We start from the raw sequence: 20,953 nt of genomic DNA, 5'->3' as shown, positions 1-20,953 counted from the left end.
TTTAAAGTTTAAAGTTTGTCACAGCTATCTTTAAACCTTAAAATTTCTAATTCAAACAAAAAAATATGGGTATTATAAAATTAAAAAACATTAGAACATTCTCTTTTCACGGTTGTTTAGTTGAAGAATCAAAAATAGGATCAGATTACAGTGTTGATTTAGAAATAAAAACGGATTTGACTACCTCTTGCCTATCTGACGATCTAAAAGATACTGTAGATTATGTATTATTGAATAAAATTGTGGTGGAAGAAATGGCAATACGTTCCCAATTATTGGAACATGTAGCGCAAAGAATCATTTTTAGAACATTTAAAGAACTTCCACAAGTAACAAAAGTTATCATTGGAGTTTCCAAATTGAATCCTCCTATTGGAGGTGATGTTGAATCAGTTACTATTCAATTAAAGGAATATAGAAAGTGAATTATAGCTAATGTAAGTAAAGGAAAATAATATTTTTTAAAAATTTTACGGTCTAAAGCTTTTAAACATTAAAGTTTTTAAGTACTTTTGCCATCCGCTAACACATGGCGTCGTGGCCGAGCGGCTAGGCTGGGCTCTGCAAAAGCTCCTACTCCGGTTCGAATCCGGACGATGCCTCAAAAGAGATACAGAAATGTATCTCTTTTTTTTTATCTAAATTAAATAGTTATTTTTTAGATATTCATTAAATAACCAATTCTTCACTTTTCAAAATTTATCCTAATTTCTTAAAATAACATCAGAAATTGCGTGAGTGATTATTTCACTTATTCCTGTTTTTTATAGGAATTCAGCTAACTTATTTTATAATCAATAGCCAATAAAAAGTATTGAGACAGAAGAATTTATTGAAGACTTATAATAGATAAGACTTAGGTTTCTTTAGGCATCGTAACACTTTATAACTAAATAATTCAAATACAATAACAATAGAAATTATCATTTAACCTACTAGAATATTTTGAATAAGGCATTATTTAACAAGCTCATAATGAAAACATACCATAAAAAAACGCCCTAATTAGGACGTTTTATTTTACTTTTATTTTCTATTTTTTGGAAGGCTTTTTTCACCATATCTTTTTCATTAGGGAAGAGACCCTGAGACATGAGTACCAATCCAAAAATCATTAGTACAACACTAATTCCTTGTTTTATTTTAAGGATATTACGAGGTGTCATTTTTGTTTTTAATTGTTTTGCTAATACAATTTTAAGTGCATCAATCACTAAATACGTAACAATTACTGTTATAAAAAAGGTTAACATTCTAGAGGGTTGCATCTCTAATTTTGGTCCTATTGAAATAATAATTGCTAACCAAAATCCCAAAACTCCAATGTTTATAATGTTTAAAAAAAAACCCTTAAAAAATAAACTTAAATAATTTTTACGAATGATTTCGTTGTCAATCTCTTTGGTATTAACCTTTTTTTCTTTGTGAAGGCTAAGAAAAGAGATAAGACCATAAGCAACCATTACAATTCCTCCAAAGATAAAAAGAGAAGGTTTGTCCTCTAGACTTTTAATCATTCTATAACTACCTAAATAAGCGATTGTGATAAAAATTGTATCGGCAAATACAACCCCTAAATCAAAAACAAAAGCAGCTCTAAAGCCTTTTATAATACTAGTTTCTAGCAATATAAAAAAAACGGGGCCAATCATAAAACTTAAAAAAATACCCCAAGGAATACCAGCTAGAATATCGTTTATCATCTAAATCATAAATTTACTTTACAATAAAACCTGCAATTTAATTTTTTTCTTCAATTTTCCCACCAAGAACAGTAGCTTTATTTATTTGTTTGGGTTTACCATGGATAAAAATAGACCCTCCTGCCCTTACTTTTGCATCTACTAGGGTTGTAGCATGTATTTCCGCATTTCCGCCTGCAAAAACCGTTATCGTCGTTTGTGACGTATGTAAATCACTTGCTTCTAGATTCCCACCAGAAGTAATATTAGCTTCTTGATTATTGGCTTTTCCTGATAATTCAACAAGTCCACCAGTAACCGATTTTACATTTACCTTTTCAGCTTCCACTTCGGCTTGTATTTGTGCCCCTTCACGAGCACTAACATTGAAAATAGTTGCTTTAAAAACAGCATCACTAGATACTAAAGCACCTTCACTGGCACTGATCTCATCAATATTTGTAAAATACAATTGAATCATAATATCATTTCCTGATAACAATTTAGGAAATGGCATTCTCAATTTTAATTCTCCATTATTATTGACTGTTTCTACTTCTGAGGCTCTCGTTCCTTTGATAACAATTTTGTTTTCTGAAGAAGCAATTAATTTTACATTAAGCTTATCAAAAACACTTACTTTACTAAAATCTCCTAAATTTTTTGTAACCTGTGCCAAAGTGATTTGAGTTATCATCACTAAAGCAATCAACCATAATTTTTTCATTTTTACCTTTTTTATTGTTTTTCACTTCTTCGTATAAAGTTAAAGTCCAATTGTTTTTTAACTAAATCAGCGTTCTTAACTTTAACGTAGATCTCGTCTCCTAATTGCAATAACTGTTCCGAAGTAGCTCCAACCAAGGCATATTGTTTTTCGTCGAATGTATAATAGTCGTCTTTGATATCTCTAATACGCACCATACCTTCACATTTGTTTTCTACAATTTCGACATAAATTCCCCACTCAGTTACACCAGAAATAACTCCCAAAAACTCCTGATCTTGATGATCTTGCATGTATTTTACTTGCATGTATTTGATTGAATCTCTTTCAGCATTGGTAGCCAAACCTTCCATTGTAGAAGAATGTAAACATTTAGTTTCGTACAATTCTTCGTCAGCAGATTTTCCTCCGTCTAAATAAAATTGTAGTAAACGATGCACCATAACATCAGGATAACGACGAATTGGAGAAGTAAAATGAGAATAATAATCGAAAGCTAATCCGTAATGTCCAATATTATCTGTTGAATATTTGGCTTTACTCATCGAGCGAATCGCCAAGGTATCAATTAAATTTTGCTCTTTTGTCCCATTTACATCAGCCATTAATTTATTCAAAGCTTGGGAAATAGACCCTTGTTTGAAGTCTATTTTATATCCAAATTTTGAAATAACCGCTTGCATAGCAAAAAGTTTATCTTCATTTGGCTCATCATGAATTCTATAAATAAAAGTTTTCTTTTGTTTTCCAACGTATTCAGCTACTTTTTTATTAGCCAAAAGCATGAATTCTTCAATCAAATGATTGGCATCTTTAGACACTTTAAAATAAACTCCTTCTGGTTCACCTGCTTCACTTAAGTTGAATTTTACTTCTACTTTATCAAAAGAGATTGCTCCATCATTCATTCTTTTTCTACGGAAAATCTTAGCTAGTTCATCTAATTTAAGCGTTGCTGTAACAATATTTGCAGGAACTTGATAAGAACTGCCCGTAATCGAAATTTCTTCGGGAATGGTATCGTCTTTCGTCTCTATGATGTACTGTGCTTCTTCGTAAGCAAATCGTTGATCAGAGAAAATCACTGTTCTACCAAACCATTGGTTGACAACTTCACACTTTTCTGTTATTTCAAATATGGCAGAAAACGTATACTTCTCTTCTTGAGGACGTAAAGAACAAGCAAAATTGGAAAGTACTTCTGGTAACATCGGCACTACTCTATCGACCAAATAAACAGAAGTTGCACGTTGATACGCTTCATCATCCAAGATGGTTCCTTCTTCTAGATAATACGAAACATCAGCAATATGAATTCCGATTTCGTAGTTTCCATTTTCTAATTGTTTATAAGACAAAGCATCATCAAAATCCTTTGCATCTTTTGGGTCAATGGTAAACGTTAGCGTATCACGCATGTCTCTACGCTTGGCAATTTCTTCGGCAGTAATCGATGTATCTATTTTTTGAGCATAGGTTTCTACTTCAATAGGAAAATCGGATGGTAGACCGTATTCTGCCAAAATAGCGTGAATCTCGGTATCGTGTTCTCCTGGTTTTCCTAGCACTTTGATTACTTTTCCAAAAGGACTATCAGCTCTCTTAGGCCAATCTTCAATATGAACTAATACTACATCTCCTTGCTCCGCTTCTCCTATTTTGTCTTTTGGAATAAAGATATCCGTGTACATTTTTGGATTGGCTGTAGAGACAAAGGCAAAGTTTTTTTGTATATCAATGACTCCAACAAAATCTGTTTTTGCTCTTTCTACAATTTCAATAACTTCTCCTTCTGGACGTTTTCCACGTCTGCGATTATATACATATACTTTGACAATATCTTTGTCTAGTGCATGATTCAAATTACTGGTGGGAATAAAAACGTCTTCGCCAAATTCTGCACAAACAAAATAAGCAGTTTTACGACTCGTCATGTCTATCTTACCTTCGTAATATTCTTTGCTTTCTGTTTTTATCAGATACTTACCAGGTTCTGTTTCAATAATTTTCTTTTCGGCCGTTAATAACTTCAAATCCTTAATGATTTGATTGCGACTTTGTGTATCATCTAATTCTAACTTGGCAGCTACTTGCTTATAAGTGAATTCTTTATTAGCACTATTGGATAGTATTTTTATAATTTTATCAGAGAAATCCAGTTCTTTCTTAGTCGGTTTTCTTAATTTTTTACTCATAATTAATTTCTTAAAGTTCGAAATTACAAAATTGTTAACAGTTAGAAGTCGATTATAATAAGTTTTAAATAAATAATAACGTAAAAGCATTATTTAGCTGTAATTGAAATTCAACTATCTTTATAATAAAACTGAAGAATATGGAATCCTTTATAACCCTTGCTGTGTTTGATTACACCCATCAAATTGAAATTATCAAACATCGATTAGATATAGAAGGCTTTCAGTATTTTTTTGCAAACGAAATCATGTCTTCGTTTGCACCAATGTATTCAACTGCTTTGGGTGGAATCAAATTGAAAGTTCATCCTAAAGATTTTCAAAATATCAAAAGTATTCTTCAAGAAATGAAATACGATAACAATTTGAGAATCGTTTAATTTATATGGTGGATTCAAGTAACAAATGCAACATTATGCACATTGTTTAAGTTTTTGTTCAAAAATTTCATTTGGACTTTTAAATCCAAACCTTTTCCTGGGTCTATTGTTTAATTTATTTGTTACTCTTAAAACCTCTTCTTCTGTTATTAAATCAAAGTTATATTTTTTGGGGAAATATTGCCTTACTAGTCCATTTAAATTTTCATTAGCACCTCTTTCCCAACTACAATATGGGTTGGCAAAAAAGTATTTAATTTCTAGTATTTCTGACACTTTTTTGTGGTTGGCAAACTCTTTTCCGTTATCAGAAGTGATAGTGTGCAAAATAGGTTTCCATTCCATTAATAATTCAATTAATTTCCCCTGAACTTCTCGTGCTTCCTTACTATATATTTTAGCCATTTTTAGCACGCCTGTTGCTCTATCATTTATTGTTAATAAAGCTCCTTTGTGATTTCCACCAATAACCAAATCTATTTCAAGATCACCTATTCTTTGCTTTTCTTCTACAACTAAAGGTCTGTTTTCGATACCTTCTCTGTCTTTAATAATACCTCTCGACCCCTTTAAAGCTCCCCTTTTAGCATATCTCTTACCTTTTGAGCGAAGGTGCTTATAATGTTGACCTCCTTTCTTTTTATCATCCCAAATGAATTGATAAATTCTTTCAGCAGAAACACATTTAAAGTCTTTTATTTTGCAATGACCAACTATTTGTTCGGGACTAAAATCTTCCTTTAATAGTGATGTTACAAGTGTTTTAATCTCTTCAGTAAAGTGTATTTTCTTTGCTTTTTTTCGCTGTCGAAAATGGAATTTACTTTGAGCTAAATCTGCTTTATATACATTATTTCTTTGGTCTGAATTTCTAGAAAGTTCTCTTGAAATTACAGATTTGTCTCTACCTACAAACTCTCCAATTTTACTCATGGAAAATCCTTGCGAACGTAGTGTAGCAATTTCGTATCTTTGTTCAATCGTTAAATGTGACATCTTTTTTTGTGCTTAGTAACCCAAAAATAAGTGAAATTTTTTTCGTAGCCTACTGATAAGTCTTGAAGATCTAGATCTGCAAGACTTATCAGTAGGCTTTATTTAATCAATTTCTAAGTGTTGCATTTATTACTTGAATCTAAGTAGTCAAAAAAAGGCTCACTACTAGTTAGTGAGCCTTTTTCAAAAAATAAAAAAAATAAAACTTAATTTTTAATCACTTTTTGAATAACTATACCTTCATTAGAATTTAATTTTATCAAGTACATTCCTTTAACTAAAATACTTGTATCAACACTATTTACAGAAGAAGATAATGTTTTTTGGATCACTACATTTCCATTAATATCAATAACTTGTACTGTTGTTTTATCTATATTTTTTGAGGATACAAACAATTCATTTTGAACAGGATTAGGATAAATAGAAACACTGTTATTCCTATTCAAATCATTAATACCAAGTGTAGAACTACCTGTTATTGGACTAAAATCTTTCCAAACAGCTGCTGCTTGATAAGTAACTAAACTTGTAGTTGGAACAGTTAAGCTACAATTTGATTGATCTACATACTGAAAAACAGTTGAACTAATAGTTAGCGCCGTAGTCATTAATGAAATTACTGAAGTTAAATTTTCATTACCAGCAAAAGCATAATCTTGAATGGTTGTAACTTGTTCCCCAATTGTAAGAGAACCTAAATCTTCACAAGAATTAAATGCACCTTCACTAATAGTAGTTACTGAATTTGGAATAACTACCGAAGTTAACCCTGTATTATAAAAAGCGTAATCTCCGATAGTACTTACCGAACTACCAATACTTATAGAAGTCAAATTATAACATTCATAAAAAGCTTCATTTCCAATTGCCGTTACGGAATAAATAATGCTGTTGTATGTTACATTTTCTGGGATAGATACTGAACCTGAATATTGATTTCCTATACTAGATCTTACTTTTACTGTTGAAGCTGAAGTAATTTCATAAGTAATACCATTTACTACAAAAGGAGCACTATCAGTTATAATCTTAAATTCTTTCCATTCATCAGTCATTCTATAATCACTAAGACTAACCGTAGGAACAACTAAAGTAGCATTATAACTATTACTAAAAACATATCTAATAGGTAATGGAGATACAATATCACAAGTTACTAATACAAGTTTACGACAATTATTAAAAGCATAATCTTTAATTTCATTTACTGTACTAGGAATCATTACTGATCTTAAGTCCTCACATGAACTAAAACAAGCGTATGGAATACTAGTAATAGAGCTAGGAATAACTATACTTGTTAAACCAGAAGAACTAAAAGCATAATCTCCTAATGATGTTACTGAATTAGGTATAACGATCTTTTCTAATTGTGAACAACCAGAAAAAGCAGATTCTCCAATTGACATTACTGAACTAGGAATAGTAACAGATGATAAGTTCTCACAGGAATCAAAAGCAGAACGTCCTACTGAAGTTACTGTATTAGGAATATCAAAACTACTGAAACCTGTTCTATTAAAAGCATAGTTTCCTATTGATGTAACTGTACCATTAAAGGTAATTGAAGTTAAATTTTGACAACCACTAAAAGTACCATTTCCTATTGTAGTTATTGAACTAGGCAAAACTATACTAGTTAAACCTAAATAACTAAATGCATATTCTCCAATGAAGGTTACGTTACTTGGAATAGTAATACTAGTTATTCCAGTCTCACTAAAAGCAGACTCACCTATTGAAGTAACTGAATTAGGAATTGTAAAAGAAGTTATTCCAGAACATCCGACGAAAGTTTCATCATCAATAGCTGTAATTTTATCCCCTATAATAGTGACACTAGTTATAGCTTCATTATATTTAAAAGAAGTTGGTTTAATAGCAGTAACATCATAAATAATTGAATTATTAATAACTGTTGAAGGAATAGTTATAGATCCTGTGTATGAATCAATTAAATTTTCTACTACTCTAACTGTTGTTGGTGACGTAATTTCATAAACTAATCCATTAACAGTAAAAGGTTCCACATCCGTTATTGTTCCAAAATCTTCCCATACAGCAGTATTTTTATAAGCATCAATACTAGCAGTAGGAACAATTAATCTAGCTAATGATAAATCATCTACATTGTCAAATAAACTTGGATTAATTACTAATGGTGTACTAATATTACATTTATACTGATTTAAATTATAACATTGATAAAAAGCTGATTTTGAAATTGCAGTAATAATATAATTAGTTGAGTTATAATCTACAGATGCTGGAATAGTTATAGATCCTGAATATTTATTATTCACATTAGTTACTAATTTTACCTCATTTGGTGCCGTTATTTCATAACTTAAAGCATCGACAGTAAATGGAGTTGAATCAATTATTGACTCAAAATTTTTCCAAATAGTAGCTGACTTATAAGCAGCTAAACTAGCAGTAGGAACAATTAATCTAGTTCCAGTAAAGCTGTTAATATTATAAAATAAACTTTGTTCAATTACTAATGGTGTTTCAATATTACATATATACTCTAATAAATCATAACATTGGTTAAAAGCACCAATAGATATGTCGGTAACAGTATAAATACAACATCCAATTAATACAGAATTAGGAATAGTTATTGAACCAGTATATTTAGTACCACTATTAGCTATTAATTTTACAGAGTTAGACGAAGTAATTACATAACTTACTCCGTTAACAGTATGCACCATATCAGTTATTGTTCCAAAATTTTTCCAAACATCTGCAGATTTATACAAAGAGATACTAGCATTAGGAACAATTAACGTAACATTTGCCAAAGGAATATTAAAAACATTCGCATTAATAACTATTGGTGATGTAACATCGCAATTCACTTGTTGCAACGCATAACATCCACTAAAACTACTATTTCCAATAGAAGCAACAGACGCAGGAATATTTACAGAACGTAAACTACCACAACTACTAAAAGAACTTTGTCCAATTGAAGTAATGGAAACCGGTAAAATTACTTTTAATAAATTACGTGAATTTGAAAAAGCATTATCACCTATTGCAGTAACATCATACGTAATTGAATTATCAGTAACAGTAGCTGGAATAGTTACAGTACCAGAGTGAACATTAGATTCAACAACAGATGTTTTAGCAGTTTTTCCAAAAGGAGGGGGGCCTCCTTCTCCATTATCAAATGCAATTACTTTTACAGAATTTGGGGCTATAACTTCATAATTAATCCCTCCAAGAATAAATGTTGTGGCTACAATGGCTGTTTTTGCCATTGCAAGACTTATATTCACAAAAGCAAATATAAAAAAAAGTAGGTTTTTTTTCATCTTTAAAATAATTTAAATTATTAAACAATATTAAAACCTAAATTTCATATATGACTAGCCCAAAAAGACAATCAATAGCCCAATAAGACATTTTAGTAAAAAAAGATCATTTTATTTTTTAAAACATTGTTTCTACTTATTTTAAACATAGATTACATTAATTTTAAATCATCATAATTAAAAATTTTGAACTATAATTCATTATGATAAATTGAAAACTAATTACTATTTTAAATAGGGATCAATACTCTAGTAGTTTTAGAAAGTAAATTTGAGAATCGTTTAATTTTTTGAAAGTTGTCAACACATATATAATACAACAAAAAGAAAAATTAAATTTAAATTATTTATTAATGGGTATTATAGCTTGTTAATAGTGGCTATAAATTTATTGTAATGCGTGTTGTATATTAGTTTTAGCGTGTTATCAACAGTTATCAACAGGCTTATTTATAGTTAAAGTATTCATTATAAAGAGTTATTTAAATTTAATTAACAATGGTTAATAAACTACAATGATTCGAAATTGTAAATAAGTATTTTTAAATTTTGTGTTGATAAACATCTAAATAGTATTGATAACTTTTATAAAAATAGAACAAAGTTTTCTAGGTTTTTAAATTCCCATTTTGGATTACATTTTATATTGATACCACCAAAATTTAGTTCTAATATTCTATGTCAACTTATCAACATTTTCTATTAACATACCGTTAACTGAATATCAAGCTTTTAGTAATGGTTATTAACAATGATAATTTTATATTAAATTATTGAATATTATTTACTGATTATCAACGTTTTATGAATTATTGATAATTGTTAATAACTCATAATTACTTTATAATAAACCTTTTATAGGTTAAGTTTTTCAAAATTGAATTTGTAATAAGGAAACATCTTTGATATTCTTAATTATAATAAATATTCTTTTGGTAAATTTGCACCACAACTTAATATAATAAAGAATGAAAATTTCAATAGGAAACGATCACGCTGGTCCAGAGTATAAAAAAGCCATAGTAAAAATGCTAGAGGCAAAAGGATATGTAGTAACTAATTATGGTACCGATACATTTGACTCTGTAGATTATCCAGATTTTGCGCATCCAGTTGCAACTGATGTAGAAACTGGTAAAGCTGATTTTGGTATTGTAATTTGTGGTAGCGGAAACGGTATTGCAATGACGGTTAATAAACATGCAGGAGTAAGAGCAGGTTTGTGTTGGACCAAAGAAATTGCTTATTTGACTCGTTTACATAATGATGCCAATGTAGTAAGTATTCCAGCACGTTTTACTTCAATTGAACAAGCATTAGAAATTGTAGATACTTTCTTGAATACTGCATTCGAAGGTGGTAGACATCAAAATAGAGTCAATAAAATTGCTTGTCAATAAAGTAGTTTTATTTTTATTTATAAGATGCTATCCCGACGCTTCGGGACTAAGTTTTTTTTTAAAGATGATTATATCTATTATAATTTTCTACTTAAATATAGTAACATAGAAGTCTTAAAAGAACCAAATAGCTAGGTTTTATAAATATATTGAACCGCAAATACACTAATTATAAGAAGTGTGTTTGCGGTTTTTTGTTTTCTATTAACTGAATTTGCATTTTTTGAAGTATGATTTTATCATTGTATGTTTCATTTAATGTTTTTGAAGTATGCAGTTACAATTATAATTTGAAAAACAACAATTCCCCAAAACTTCCATAAATAACTTCTTTTAGCGGTTTTATGTCTAAAGGTAAGCATCGCTAATCCCGAACCAATCGTTCCACCAATCAATACAAAAGTCAAAAGTGTTTTCTCTGGAATGCGTCTTTTTTGTTTTTTGGCTAGGTATTTATCGTAGGCGATTAGTATAAAAGCAATAGAATTGACCGTTAAAAAAGTATAGAATAATAGCATTTGTTGAATTTAAAATAGGTAATGGCGTTAATTTAAAAAAGTAGTGTAAATTAAAAAAACAAATCTACTAATTTAAAAAACAGCACTTTTTTAAATTAACGACTCTCACTAATTAAAAAATAAGCAATTATATTTGTCTTTAGATTTAAATTACAAAAATGACCAACATTCAATTCATCGCCAAGGCGGTACAAACAGCTGCAATCAACATTCAAAAAACAGTTCAACTTTTGGACGAAGATTGCACGATTCCGTTTATTTCTCGTTATCGAAAAGACGTTACAGGAAACTTAGACGAAGTACAAATTGAGCAAATTGCCAAACTTAGCAAGCAATACGCCGAAATTGTAAAACGCAAAGATGCTATCATAAAATCTATCGAAGAGCAAAACGCTTTGACACCAGAATTGTCCAAAAAAATCCAACAAAGTTATGACCTCCAAGAACTAGAAGATTTCTATTTGCCTTATAAAAAGAAGAAAAAAACCAAAGCCGATGTTGCTCGTGAAAACGGACTAGAACCGTTGGCAAAAATCATCATGGCGCAAAGCAATGATGATGTTGATTTTCTTTCGACACAATATATCAATGGCAATGTCATCAACGAAGATGCCGCATTACAAGGTGCAAGAGATATCATTGCCGAATGGATTAATGAAAATTTATATGTTCGAAAGCAATTACGACGTTTATACGAACGTAAAGCAACGATAACCACCAAAGTAGTAAAATCTAAAAAAGACGACGATGGAGCACAGAAATTCAATCAATATTTTGAATGGTCAGAGCCGTTGACCAAAGCACCTTCGCATCGATTATTGGCCATGCTTAGAGCAGAAAATGAAGGTTTTATCAAGTTTAAAGTCGAAGTGGATATTGATGAAGCTTATGATATTATTGATACTTTAGTTTTAAAAGGTCAAAACAAAACAACGCCGCACGTACAATTGGCTATTGAAGACAGTTATAAACGATTGCTGAATCCAGCGATTTCAAACGAAGCTTTACAAGAAGCCAAAGCCAGGGCAGATGCCAATTCTATTCAGGTTTTTGCTAATAATTTAGGGCAATTATTGTTGGCTCCACCATTGGGCGAAAAACGTATTTTGGCCATCGACCCAGGATTTAGAAGCGGTTGTAAAGTAGTTTGTTTGGACGAAAAAGGAGATTTACTATACAACGAAAATATCTATCCGCACGCGCCACAGAACGAAACTGCCATGGCAATGAAGAAAATAAAATCGATGGTCAATGCGTATAAAATCGATGCCATATCGATAGGAAACGGAACAGCATCTCGCGAAACCGAATTTTTCATCAAGAAAATAGCTTTTGATAAACCGCTGCAGGTATTTATTGTTTCAGAGGCAGGAGCTTCGGTTTATTCGGCATCGAAAATTGCGAGAGAAGAATTTCCAAATTATGATGTGACCGTTCGTGGTTCGGTTTCTATCGGAAGACGACTTTCTGACCCATTAGCTGAATTGGTAAAAATCGATCCAAAAGCGATTGGAGTAGGGCAGTATCAGCACGATGTGGACCAAAATAAATTAAAAGAAGAACTAGATTCGACCGTAATTCGATGCGTGAATTCAGTCGGAATTAATATCAATACGGCAAGTAAACATTTGTTGAGTTATGTGAGTGGAATAGGAGAGAAGCTGGCCGAAAACATTGTGAACTACCGTTCCGAAAACGGTCCATTCGAAGATAGAAAACAACTGAAAAAAGTACCTCGTTTAGGGGCAAAAGCATACCAACAAGGAGCGGCTTTTATCCGAATTTCGAATGCTAAAAATCCGTTGGACAATTCGGCAGTGCATCCAGAAGCCTATTCTATTGTAGAGAAAATGGCCAAAGATTTGAAGCTAAAAGTCAATGATTTGATTGCCAATAAAGAAAAAACAGCCTTAATCAAACCCGAAAATTATATCACACCAGAAATAGGTTTACTGACTTTGAAAGACATCATCAAAGAACTAGAAAAACCAGGACTTGACCCAAGAAAAGCAGCCACTGTTTTCGAATTTGACCCAACGGTAAAAACCATCAAAGACCTAAAAACAGGCATGATCTTAAACGGAATTGTGAATAACATCACCAATTTTGGTTGCTTTGTTGATTTAGGAATCAAAGAAAGCGGTTTGGTACATATCTCTCAACTCAAAGCAGGCTTTGTAAGCGACGTAAACGAAGTAGTGAAGTTACACGAGCAAGTACAAGTAAAAGTTACGGAAGTCGATGAGGATAGAAAAAGAATTCAGTTGACGATGGTGATTTAACTAAGATTTAAAAAAAAGTGGTAAATTTGAGTTTAAATATAAATTAATTATGGAAAATTGGCAAAAATACATCAGCATAAATCCAGAAATTAGAAGCGGAAAACCTTGTATTTCTAACACAAGAATTACTGTTTCAGATGTACTATCTTATCTTGCATCTGGAATGAGTGTCGAAGAAATTATTGAAGATTTTCCATCTTTAAATAGAGAAAAAATTATAGCATCACTTTCATTTGCAGCTTATAGAGATAACATAACTAAAATTTCAATTGCCTCGTGAAATTATTATTAGACGAAAATTTATCTTGGCGAATGATAAAACAGCTTAAGCCCTTTTTTACAGAAGTTGTGCACGCATCAGAATTGAAGATTAGTCAACCTGCAACTGATATTTCTATATGGAGTTATGCCAAAAAACATGGTTTTACTATCATAAGTAAAGACGATGATTTTGAGAAAATAGTCCTTTTAAGAAAAGCGCCTCCCAAGTTAATTTACCTCAAAACTTTTAATCTTTCCACCAAAGGATTATTAGACCTAATTATTGAAAATAAGGAAAAGCTATTTGAATTTATTAAGACAGATGAAAATGATATTTTCGAATTATATTTCAATTAGTTTATTTTTAAAGTGGTTATTATAAAATTTACTAGCGTTGTAAATTTACTAGTAAAATCACACCAACACCTTAGTGTAAAAGTCACGGAAGTGGATGAAGATAGAAAGAGAATACAATTGACTATGGTGATTTAAATTATTAATTTCCGTCAGTTGTTTGACGGAAATTAATTGATTTCCGTCAGTTGCTTGACGGAAATCAATTAATTACTCTATATTTGAGTCATTTTAAATCACAAAATGATGGAAATAGTTAGATTGGGACTAGATTTAATATTACAAAAATTGCAACCTAATAAAGTAATTGTATTGTTAGGGGCAAGACGTGTCGGCAAAACGGAACTTATAAAAATGCTCATTGAGAAAGTAGATGAACAAGTACTTTTTTTAAATGGTGATGATATTGAAACCCATAATTTATTAGAAATTCAGAGCACGGCAAACTTCAAAAGACTTTTAGGTGACACCAAAATTCTGATAATAGATGAAGCTCAAGAAATTCCATCGATAGGCAAAAAACTAAAATTGATGGTAGATACCATCGAAGGATTGAAAATTTTGGTAACAGGTTCTTCTGCTTTTGAAATTAATAATCAGATAGGAGAACCTTTGGTAGGTCGAATGAAAACCCTTCATTTATATCCAATTTCCCAAATAGAATATTCCAAAACAGAAAACTTTCTACAAACCAAGAATAATTTAGAAGATAGATTAATACTTGGAAGTTATCCAGAATTAAGTCAAATAAGCAATAGAGAGGATAAAATAAACTACTTAAAAGAACTGGTAAATACTCAGTTATTACGGGATATTTTTGCATTTGAAGGTATTAAAAAAAGGGACAAAATTATTGCATTACTACAAATAGTTGCCTTTAGAACGGGTAGTGAATTATCTCTAGAAAGTGTGGGTAGAGATTTACAAATTAGTAAAAATACAGTCGAAAAGTATCTAAATTTATTTACCAAAGTTTTTATAATTTACAGTGTTTCGGGTTTTAGTAGAAATAGAGATAATGAAATCACCAAAATGAAAAAATGGTATTTTGTTGATAACGGCATAAGGAATGCCATCATAAACTCTTTTAATCCATTAAATATGCGAGAAGATGTTGGGAAATTATGGGAAAACTATTTAAACTCTGAACGAATAAAGAAAATGAGTTATACTGAAAATTTTGTAAACGAATACTTTTGGCGAACACATACTAAACAAGAAATAGACAGAATAGAAGAAAAGAATGAGCATTTATCGGCTTTTGAATATAAGTACGGAAAAGCAAAATCAAAAGCACCAACTGAATTTGTCAAATCATATCCAGATGCAAGTTTTGAAATCATCAATCAAGATAATTATTTGGATTATATATTGTGATGAATTGTCTGATTTAGACAACTACAATATACTTCTACTTCGGCGCTGTTTGTGTCGCTGAAAGCATCTCAGCAACTTTGTGTAGCGTACGCAGGGACTCTTTCAGAGTGACAAACTGTTAATTATAATTTACCCATAAAAACACAAAAAACCATCTCTATCAAAGATGGTTTTTTCAATATATAGCTACAATTACTTTTTCTCTACAAAAATAACATTATAATAGTCAGTACAATTCCGCCAACGGTGAAATACATTCCTTTTTTGAATATGGTAGTTTTAGGTGTAAACATCCAAAAAGTCGAAATCACAAAGAAAAGCAATGATAATCCAAAAAACACATTCAAAAAGAAAAGCGGTTCGCCAGTTTTTGCTTTATGCAAATGGTTCATTTTTTCTACAATAAAGGGTAAACTCGTTGTAGTATAGTCGGTTGCTCCAGTTTTTTTATTGTAAGTTCCTTCTTTGAAAAACACAACATCTCCTTCTTCTCGTTCTGCTTTAAATTTTCTAAGATGCAATTCTTTACCTAAATCTTCCCCGCTTAAATTGGGTGCAATTGTTTTAACAATATTTTTTTCTTGTTTTAAAAACGGAGTTTCTCTAAAAATTAATAGGACACCACTTATCGCATAAACAGCCATTATTCCTGAAAGGAAAAAGCCTAAATAACGGTGGATGATTCGCATTAAATTACTTGATTTCTTCTTTTTTGTCATTTTAATGTATGATTGTTTGTGTTTTATATTCAAAGGCGATAAAAATAGGTACTTCACATTATTTCTACCTATGACTTAAGAAAATTTTAAAGGTTTAATAGCTTTATTTTATATTCAAGTACAAAATAATCCAGCTTACAACAGTTTTAATTGCCAAAATCATCTTAGCAAAAGAGAGTAATAAAGGCACAAAAAAAATTCCAAAATTTGATTTTTCAATCGAATTTTGGAATTCAAAACAAGAAACGCATTTCTTATTTAGTTTCTTTTTTATCGCTATCTTCTTTTTTATCAGTATCAGCTTCGTCTTTGGCAGCGTTTTTAAATTCTTTAAGACCACTTCCTAAGCCTTTCATTAATTCTGGAATTTTTTTACCTCCAAAAAGTAATAATACAACTGCTAATATAACTAGGATTTCTGTAACTCCAAATCTTCCCATGATTGAATAATTTATGCCGAAGCCTATTTGTAATAAATCTAATGACAAAGGTAAACAGAATTACCCAATACAAACTCACCAAAATGGATTTTTTTATACCCCTTCAAGTTAAAAGTTTATTAAAAACAGTCCTATAAGTCACTCAAAATCACTCAAATTCATAATAGTAAAATTAGTTGGGCATGCCACCAGTAGCGCAAGGGGCTTATTTTTATTGCGCTCACAAAGCCCCTTACGCTACTGCTGTCGGGCTATACGCTCCGCCGAGGCGGATAGCTTCTATCCCTCATGCGCGCAAACTGGAGGTAAAAATATTTTTGATTGCAGACCAACGATTAACGATTTTAGATTTTATGTTAGTAAATAAAATTTCGCTTGTTTTTCGGTCTCGACCATCTGAAATGCTTCGCCAGTTCGCTATCGCTCGGGTCAAAATTAGTTAATCAAAAATCTGAAATTAATTTTATTTCCAATTTCCCAAAGGTTTAAAAAAACCAACACCCGTTTGGTTTACATTAATTATTATATTTGTGTCCTATAGAAAAAAAGATGTCTAAAAAAAGATTGAAACGCAAAAAGCTTCACAACAAATTATTCACAAAAAACCGGCTGGTGATTTTGAATGAAGATACGTTTGAAGAAATTTTTTCACTCAAATTGACTTTGATGAATGTCTTTGTAGTGGCAACACTTGGAGCTATTATTTTGATTTCTATCACCACTTTTATTATCGCTTTCACACCACTAAGAGAATATATCCCAGGGTATTCCTCATCCAAATTAAAACGGGATGCAACCGAGTTAGCACTAAAATCTGATTCCTTAATAATTGCTTTAAAGAAAAATGAAGCCTATATTCAATCCATTCAAAAAGTACTAAACGGACAATTAGAATACGCTAAATTCAATAAAGATTCGATTCTAAATGTAAGTGACGAGCCCGTTCTCCAATACAATCTCAATGCCTCCAAAGAAGAGTTGGAGTTAAGATCTAAAGTTGCAGCGGAGGAAAAAAAAGCAGCACAATTGTCCAAAACTAAAGGACAAACCACCAAAAAACCAAAATAGCATGTTTATAAAATCAGTAGCAGCCAAAATATTTGCAAAAAAAGTGTTCCAAAAAACACAACTTTGGGCAACAAATCCAGTGGCAACCCAGCAAGCTGTTTTTGAATCATTAATAAAAACAGCCAAAATAACCCAATTTGGTAAAGATCACCATTTTGAGACCATCAAAAATTACCAAGATTTTGCTACTCAAGTCCCAATTCGGGATTATGAGGATTTAAAAGTATATGTTGATAAAGTTGTCCATGGTGAAGAGAATATCCTTTGGCCAGGCAAACCACTCTATTTTGCCAAAACTTCAGGAACGACCTCGGGAGCCAAATACATTCCGCTGACAAAGGAATCCATGCCGTTTCATATTGAAGCCGCTCGTAATGCTATTTTGCATTATATACATGAAACGGGTAAAGCGGACTTTGTTTCTGGCAAAATGATTTTCCTCCAAGGAAGCCCCATAATGGAGGAAAAATACGGAATCCAATTTGGACGACTGTCTGGAATTGTTGCGCATTTTGTTCCAAAATATTTGCAAAAAAACAGAATGCCTTCTTGGGAAACCAACTGTATGGAAGATTGGGAAGCCAAGATTGACGCCATCGTTGCCGAGACTTACAACGAAAACATGACCGTGATTTCTGGAATTCCGTCGTGGGTACAAATGTATTTTGAGAAGCTGCACCAAAAAGGAGGGAAGCCCGTTGGTGAGATTTTCAAAAATTTCAATCTCTTCATTTACGGTGGTGTCAACTATGAACCTTACCGAGCAAAATTTGAAAATTTAATTGGTCGCAAAGTACCAAGTATCGAATTGTTTCCAGCATCGGAAGGTTTTTTTGCCTACCAAGATTCCCAAAAGGAAAAAGGAATGTTGTTGCTTTTGAACTCAGGCATGTTTTATGAATTTATAAAAAGTGACGAATTCTATTCAGAAAAACCAAGACGTTATACCATTGGAGAAGTTGAATTGAACGTAAATTATGTTCTAATTATTTCTACCAATGCTGGACTTTGGGGTTATAATATTGGAGATACCGTTCAGTTTACCTGCTTAAAACCATATCGTGTCATTGTATCGGGACGTATCAAGCATTACATTTCTGCTTTTGGAGAACATGTCATTGGCAAAGAAGTCGAGTCGGCACTACAAGAAGCAATGGAAGGAACGGAGGTTAGAGTGAATGAATTTACTGTGGCACCACAAATCAGCCCAATATCTGGGTTGCCCTATCACGAATGGTTTATTGAATTTGATCCCGAAGCCTCGGGAGAACCAACCAATATGCAAACTTTTGCGGAAGCGATAGACAATGCCATGCGTAAACAAAACATTTATTATGATGATTTGATTGTGGGAAACATTTTGCAAAAAGTAGTGATTACCAAAGTATCCAAAAACGGTTTTCAAGAATACATGAAATCGATAGGCAAATTAGGCGGACAAAACAAAGTCCCTCGATTATCCAATGATAGAAAAATAGTTGATTTATTACCTACTAAATTATGACAGAAACTAAAAATTTAAAGATTACTCGTGCCCAAGAGTCATCAGCTGCCATTGAGAAGTTGTACATTACCATGCGTCATTTATTCAACCGTGGGTTTTACAAGCCCATGGGAATTTCTGGTGATAGTTTAAGAGAGGCATTATTGACTCTAAGACCTGAAATTTACGGACATATAGCCGATGAAAAAGTAGAACTTAAAGGACTTTTATATGTGATAGAACGTTTACCAATGGGTATAGAAGAATGTCGTTTTATTAATTTAACGTCTCATGAAGGTTATGATAAATCACATTTTAAACCTATAATTCCACTCAAACGTAGACGCAATTGCTATCGTATTGACGATGATTTAATGCATATTGAAATCACCAGAGGACGTTCAGATATTTATGATATTTTGACACACTTGACTTTTATCTTTATTGAATCCCATAAAATTCGTCATCGGGTAATGCTGGATGATGGGGGAGAAATTTCTAGAGATTGGGAAAAATTAGAGCAAGCTGTTGCTCAAAAGAAAAAATTAACCTTGATTGAAAGGGAAAAAGCCATCTCCCATACAGCAAACGTTTTAGGAAGAACCTTTGAGGATATTTCAGATATTTATGATGCCTTTGGTACAGTATCGGTACCGGATCGTTTTTTACATATTATTTATTGGCTAGGAAAATTAGCTATCGAAGAAGTTACCGAAAATACCAAAAGAACGATTACCTTTAGCCCTATTTTGAGGGAGCGATTAGGACATCATATTCATGGTGAAATATGGGCAACACGTATTAAGGAAGTTTTAAAAGCCAACGAACTTTTAGACCGACCTATTCATGTGATTAGTGCCAATATGCATTCGGTGATGAATTCTATTTTTGCAGGTCAGGCTTTAAAATCCAAATTCAAAGAGTATTCAGATCTTTCCATATATGAAGAGTTGAGTAAGTCTGATTCGCAAGAATTACGTAAAAAAGTAGAAGTGGTCGCTAAAAAAAATGGGATGTATTTTCTACCGGACACTTCAGGTACTAATATTGACGTTCAGATTTTTGATACGGCTAAAATTAACTGGGAGAATACTTCATTCCCAAATACAGATTTAGAAGGTAAAGAACCCATTTTGATTGTAATGGATTATGCCTTTGGTGAACAAGCCTATGAAACCATTGATGAATTATTAAAACCGTATAAAAAGGATACTTTATTACAAGTTGAATCTGTATCTATTATGGGTAAAGCAGGAATTCTAGAAGGAGGTAAGGGAGATATTATGATTCCTAATGCCCATATCAATGAAGGAACGGCAGATAATTATTATTTTGAAAACGAACTAACAGCAACAATGTTTGAGGATAATGGAATTTCAGTTTTTTCAGGACCTATGGTTACCGTCTTAGGAACCTCATTACAAAACAGAGATTTATTGAAGTTTTTTCATGATTCTACTTGGGGAGTCATTGGGTTAGAAATGGAAGGTTCTCATTATCAAAAAGCGATTCAATCAGCCTCAAAAATTAGGAAGAGCATACCAAAAGATGTAAAAGTACGTTATGCCTATTACGCCTCGGATAACCCTCTGGAAACAGGAAGTACCTTAGCTTCAGGAGGACTGGGGACTACAGGCGTAAAGCCCACTTATTTGATTACCATTAAGATATTAGAACAAATTTTAAGACAATAAATCATCAATTGTTTTTTATTTAAGGTAAAAAGCCTTTTTTTTACAGAA

The 20,953-nt window shown here is 31.8% G+C and carries 19 protein-coding genes and 1 tRNA gene; 12 read left to right on the top strand and 8 right to left on the bottom strand.

Annotated elements, in window-relative coordinates:
- Positions 1 to 65 precede the first annotated feature (65 nt).
- Both folB and ABZP37_RS03770 read left to right on the top strand, forming a co-directional pair.
- A complete protein-coding gene (gene folB, locus ABZP37_RS03775) occupies positions 66 to 425 on the top strand; it encodes a dihydroneopterin aldolase (RefSeq protein ID WP_366185740.1) in 360 nt (119 codons plus the stop codon).
- Positions 426 to 531: 106 nt separating this feature from the next.
- A tRNA-Cys gene (locus ABZP37_RS03770) sits at positions 532 to 602 on the top strand.
- A gap of 399 nt (positions 603 to 1,001) precedes the next feature.
- On the opposite strand, the gene ABZP37_RS03765 is transcribed toward ABZP37_RS03770, so the two are convergent.
- Genes ABZP37_RS03765 through rnr form a run of 3 tightly spaced genes read right to left on the bottom strand, consistent with a single transcriptional unit; the run spans position 1,002 to position 4,604 of the window.
- Complete coding sequence (locus ABZP37_RS03765) at positions 1,002 to 1,703, bottom strand: LysE family transporter (RefSeq protein ID WP_366185738.1); 702 nt, start codon at positions 1,701 to 1,703, stop codon at positions 1,002 to 1,004.
- Between the two features lie 37 nt (positions 1,704 to 1,740).
- Positions 1,741 to 2,409 (bottom strand): head GIN domain-containing protein, encoded by a 669-nt coding sequence (locus ABZP37_RS03760; protein WP_366185736.1) that lies wholly within the window; start codon positions 2,407 to 2,409, stop codon positions 1,741 to 1,743.
- An 11-nt stretch (positions 2,410 to 2,420) separates the two neighbouring features.
- Entirely contained in the window at positions 2,421 to 4,604 is a 2,184-nt protein-coding gene (gene rnr / locus ABZP37_RS03755; protein WP_366185735.1) for a ribonuclease R, read from the bottom strand.
- A 140-nt stretch (positions 4,605 to 4,744) separates the two neighbouring features.
- On the opposite strand from rnr, the gene ABZP37_RS03750 reads away from it, so the two are divergent.
- Positions 4,745 to 4,984 carry a DUF2007 domain-containing protein gene (locus ABZP37_RS03750; RefSeq protein ID WP_366185733.1) on the top strand — a complete coding sequence of 80 codons (240 nt, stop codon included), beginning with the start codon at positions 4,745 to 4,747 and terminating at the stop codon, positions 4,982 to 4,984.
- 33 nt (positions 4,985 to 5,017) lie between these two features.
- Here ABZP37_RS03750 and ABZP37_RS03745 read toward each other — a convergent pair whose 3' ends face one another.
- Entirely contained in the window at positions 5,018 to 5,980 is a 963-nt protein-coding gene (locus ABZP37_RS03745) for an IS30 family transposase (RefSeq protein ID WP_366182577.1), read from the bottom strand.
- Between the two features lie 206 nt (positions 5,981 to 6,186).
- A complete protein-coding gene (locus ABZP37_RS03740) occupies positions 6,187 to 9,309 on the bottom strand; it encodes a leucine-rich repeat protein (protein WP_366185731.1) in 3,123 nt (1,040 codons plus the stop codon).
- 968 nt (positions 9,310 to 10,277) lie between these two features.
- Here ABZP37_RS03740 and rpiB point away from each other — a divergent pair.
- A complete protein-coding gene (gene rpiB / locus ABZP37_RS03735; protein ID WP_366185730.1) occupies positions 10,278 to 10,709 on the top strand; it encodes a ribose 5-phosphate isomerase B in 432 nt (143 codons plus the stop codon).
- Between the two features lie 251 nt (positions 10,710 to 10,960).
- Here the strand turns inward: rpiB and ABZP37_RS03730 are convergent, their stop codons facing one another.
- The gene (locus tag ABZP37_RS03730; protein ID WP_366185728.1) at positions 10,961 to 11,227 is read right to left on the bottom strand and encodes a DUF1294 domain-containing protein; all 267 of its coding nucleotides are present in this window, start codon (positions 11,225 to 11,227) and stop codon (positions 10,961 to 10,963) included.
- A gap of 158 nt (positions 11,228 to 11,385) precedes the next feature.
- Between ABZP37_RS03730 and ABZP37_RS03725 the strand changes: the two genes are divergently transcribed.
- The 5 genes from ABZP37_RS03725 to ABZP37_RS03705 all read left to right on the top strand — a co-directional run bounded on the left by ABZP37_RS03725 (position 11,386) and on the right by ABZP37_RS03705 (position 15,501).
- Positions 11,386 to 13,509, top strand: coding sequence for a Tex family protein (locus ABZP37_RS03725; RefSeq protein WP_366185726.1), 2,124 nt, complete (start codon positions 11,386 to 11,388; stop codon positions 13,507 to 13,509).
- Between the two features lie 49 nt (positions 13,510 to 13,558).
- The gene (locus ABZP37_RS03720) at positions 13,559 to 13,789 is read left to right on the top strand and encodes a DUF433 domain-containing protein (RefSeq protein WP_366185725.1); all 231 of its coding nucleotides are present in this window, start codon (positions 13,559 to 13,561) and stop codon (positions 13,787 to 13,789) included.
- Positions 13,786 to 14,127, top strand: a complete 342-nt coding sequence (locus tag ABZP37_RS03715; RefSeq protein ID WP_366185723.1) for a DUF5615 family PIN-like protein — start codon at positions 13,786 to 13,788, stop codon at positions 14,125 to 14,127. Before ABZP37_RS03720 ends, ABZP37_RS03715 begins: the two co-directional genes overlap by 4 nt.
- 12 nt (positions 14,128 to 14,139) lie before the next feature.
- Positions 14,140 to 14,262: a S1 RNA-binding domain-containing protein gene (locus tag ABZP37_RS03710; protein WP_366185721.1), complete on the top strand. Its 123-nt coding sequence runs from the start codon at positions 14,140 to 14,142 to the stop codon at positions 14,260 to 14,262.
- Positions 14,263 to 14,367: 105 nt separating this feature from the next.
- Complete coding sequence (locus ABZP37_RS03705) at positions 14,368 to 15,501, top strand: ATP-binding protein (RefSeq protein ID WP_366185719.1); 1,134 nt, start codon at positions 14,368 to 14,370, stop codon at positions 15,499 to 15,501.
- A 203-nt stretch (positions 15,502 to 15,704) separates the two neighbouring features.
- Here ABZP37_RS03705 and ABZP37_RS03700 read toward each other — a convergent pair whose 3' ends face one another.
- Both ABZP37_RS03700 and tatA read right to left on the bottom strand, forming a co-directional pair.
- Positions 15,705 to 16,220 carry a hypothetical protein gene (locus ABZP37_RS03700; RefSeq protein ID WP_366185718.1) on the bottom strand — a complete coding sequence of 172 codons (516 nt, stop codon included), beginning with the start codon at positions 16,218 to 16,220 and terminating at the stop codon, positions 15,705 to 15,707.
- 254 nt (positions 16,221 to 16,474) lie between these two features.
- The gene (gene tatA, locus ABZP37_RS03695) at positions 16,475 to 16,660 is read right to left on the bottom strand and encodes a twin-arginine translocase TatA/TatE family subunit (protein WP_366185716.1); all 186 of its coding nucleotides are present in this window, start codon (positions 16,658 to 16,660) and stop codon (positions 16,475 to 16,477) included.
- Between the two features lie 549 nt (positions 16,661 to 17,209).
- Here tatA and ABZP37_RS03690 point away from each other — a divergent pair.
- The 3 genes from ABZP37_RS03690 to ABZP37_RS03680 are packed head-to-tail and all read left to right on the top strand — an operon-like array spanning position 17,210 to position 20,905.
- Positions 17,210 to 17,728, top strand: a complete 519-nt coding sequence (locus ABZP37_RS03690) for a peptidase (protein ID WP_366185715.1) — start codon at positions 17,210 to 17,212, stop codon at positions 17,726 to 17,728.
- Position 17,729: 1 nt separating this feature from the next.
- The gene (locus ABZP37_RS03685; RefSeq protein WP_366185713.1) at positions 17,730 to 19,232 is read left to right on the top strand and encodes a GH3 auxin-responsive promoter family protein; all 1,503 of its coding nucleotides are present in this window, start codon (positions 17,730 to 17,732) and stop codon (positions 19,230 to 19,232) included.
- Entirely contained in the window at positions 19,229 to 20,905 is a 1,677-nt protein-coding gene (locus ABZP37_RS03680; RefSeq protein WP_366185712.1) for a hypothetical protein, read from the top strand. Before ABZP37_RS03685 ends, ABZP37_RS03680 begins: the two co-directional genes overlap by 4 nt.
- Positions 20,906 to 20,953: the final 48 nt, after the last annotated feature.

Source organism: Flavobacterium ovatum, assembly GCF_040703125.1.
In the GTDB taxonomy this organism is placed as follows: domain Bacteria; phylum Bacteroidota; class Bacteroidia; order Flavobacteriales; family Flavobacteriaceae; genus Flavobacterium; species Flavobacterium ovatum.
This window is presented reverse-complemented; position numbering and strand designations above follow the sequence as displayed.

Bases quoted from the DNA above. Each gene is read 5' to 3' on its own strand.
- folB (WP_366185740.1), top strand. From the start codon at position 66: ATGGGTATTATAAAATTAAAAAACATTAGAACATTCTCTTTTCACGGT.
- ABZP37_RS03765 (WP_366185738.1), bottom strand. From the start codon at position 1,703: ATGATAAACGATATTCTAGCTGGTATTCCTTGGGGTATTTTTTTAAGT.
- ABZP37_RS03760 (WP_366185736.1), bottom strand. From the start codon at position 2,409: ATGAAAAAATTATGGTTGATTGCTTTAGTGATGATAACTCAAATCACT.
- rnr (WP_366185735.1), bottom strand. From the start codon at position 4,604: ATGAGTAAAAAATTAAGAAAACCGACTAAGAAAGAACTGGATTTCTCT.
- ABZP37_RS03750 (WP_366185733.1), top strand. From the start codon at position 4,745: ATGGAATCCTTTATAACCCTTGCTGTGTTTGATTACACCCATCAAATT.
- ABZP37_RS03745 (WP_366182577.1), bottom strand. From the start codon at position 5,980: ATGTCACATTTAACGATTGAACAAAGATACGAAATTGCTACACTACGT.
- ABZP37_RS03740 (WP_366185731.1), bottom strand. From the start codon at position 9,309: ATGAAAAAAAACCTACTTTTTTTTATATTTGCTTTTGTGAATATAAGT.
- rpiB (WP_366185730.1), top strand. From the start codon at position 10,278: ATGAAAATTTCAATAGGAAACGATCACGCTGGTCCAGAGTATAAAAAA.
- ABZP37_RS03730 (WP_366185728.1), bottom strand. From the start codon at position 11,227: ATGCTATTATTCTATACTTTTTTAACGGTCAATTCTATTGCTTTTATA.
- ABZP37_RS03725 (WP_366185726.1), top strand. From the start codon at position 11,386: ATGACCAACATTCAATTCATCGCCAAGGCGGTACAAACAGCTGCAATC.
- ABZP37_RS03720 (WP_366185725.1), top strand. From the start codon at position 13,559: ATGGAAAATTGGCAAAAATACATCAGCATAAATCCAGAAATTAGAAGC.
- ABZP37_RS03705 (WP_366185719.1), top strand. From the start codon at position 14,368: ATGATGGAAATAGTTAGATTGGGACTAGATTTAATATTACAAAAATTG.
- ABZP37_RS03700 (WP_366185718.1), bottom strand. From the start codon at position 16,220: ATGACAAAAAAGAAGAAATCAAGTAATTTAATGCGAATCATCCACCGT.
- tatA (WP_366185716.1), bottom strand. From the start codon at position 16,660: ATGGGAAGATTTGGAGTTACAGAAATCCTAGTTATATTAGCAGTTGTA.
- ABZP37_RS03690 (WP_366185715.1), top strand. From the start codon at position 17,210: ATGTCTAAAAAAAGATTGAAACGCAAAAAGCTTCACAACAAATTATTC.
- ABZP37_RS03685 (WP_366185713.1), top strand. From the start codon at position 17,730: ATGTTTATAAAATCAGTAGCAGCCAAAATATTTGCAAAAAAAGTGTTC.
- ABZP37_RS03680 (WP_366185712.1), top strand. From the start codon at position 19,229: ATGACAGAAACTAAAAATTTAAAGATTACTCGTGCCCAAGAGTCATCA.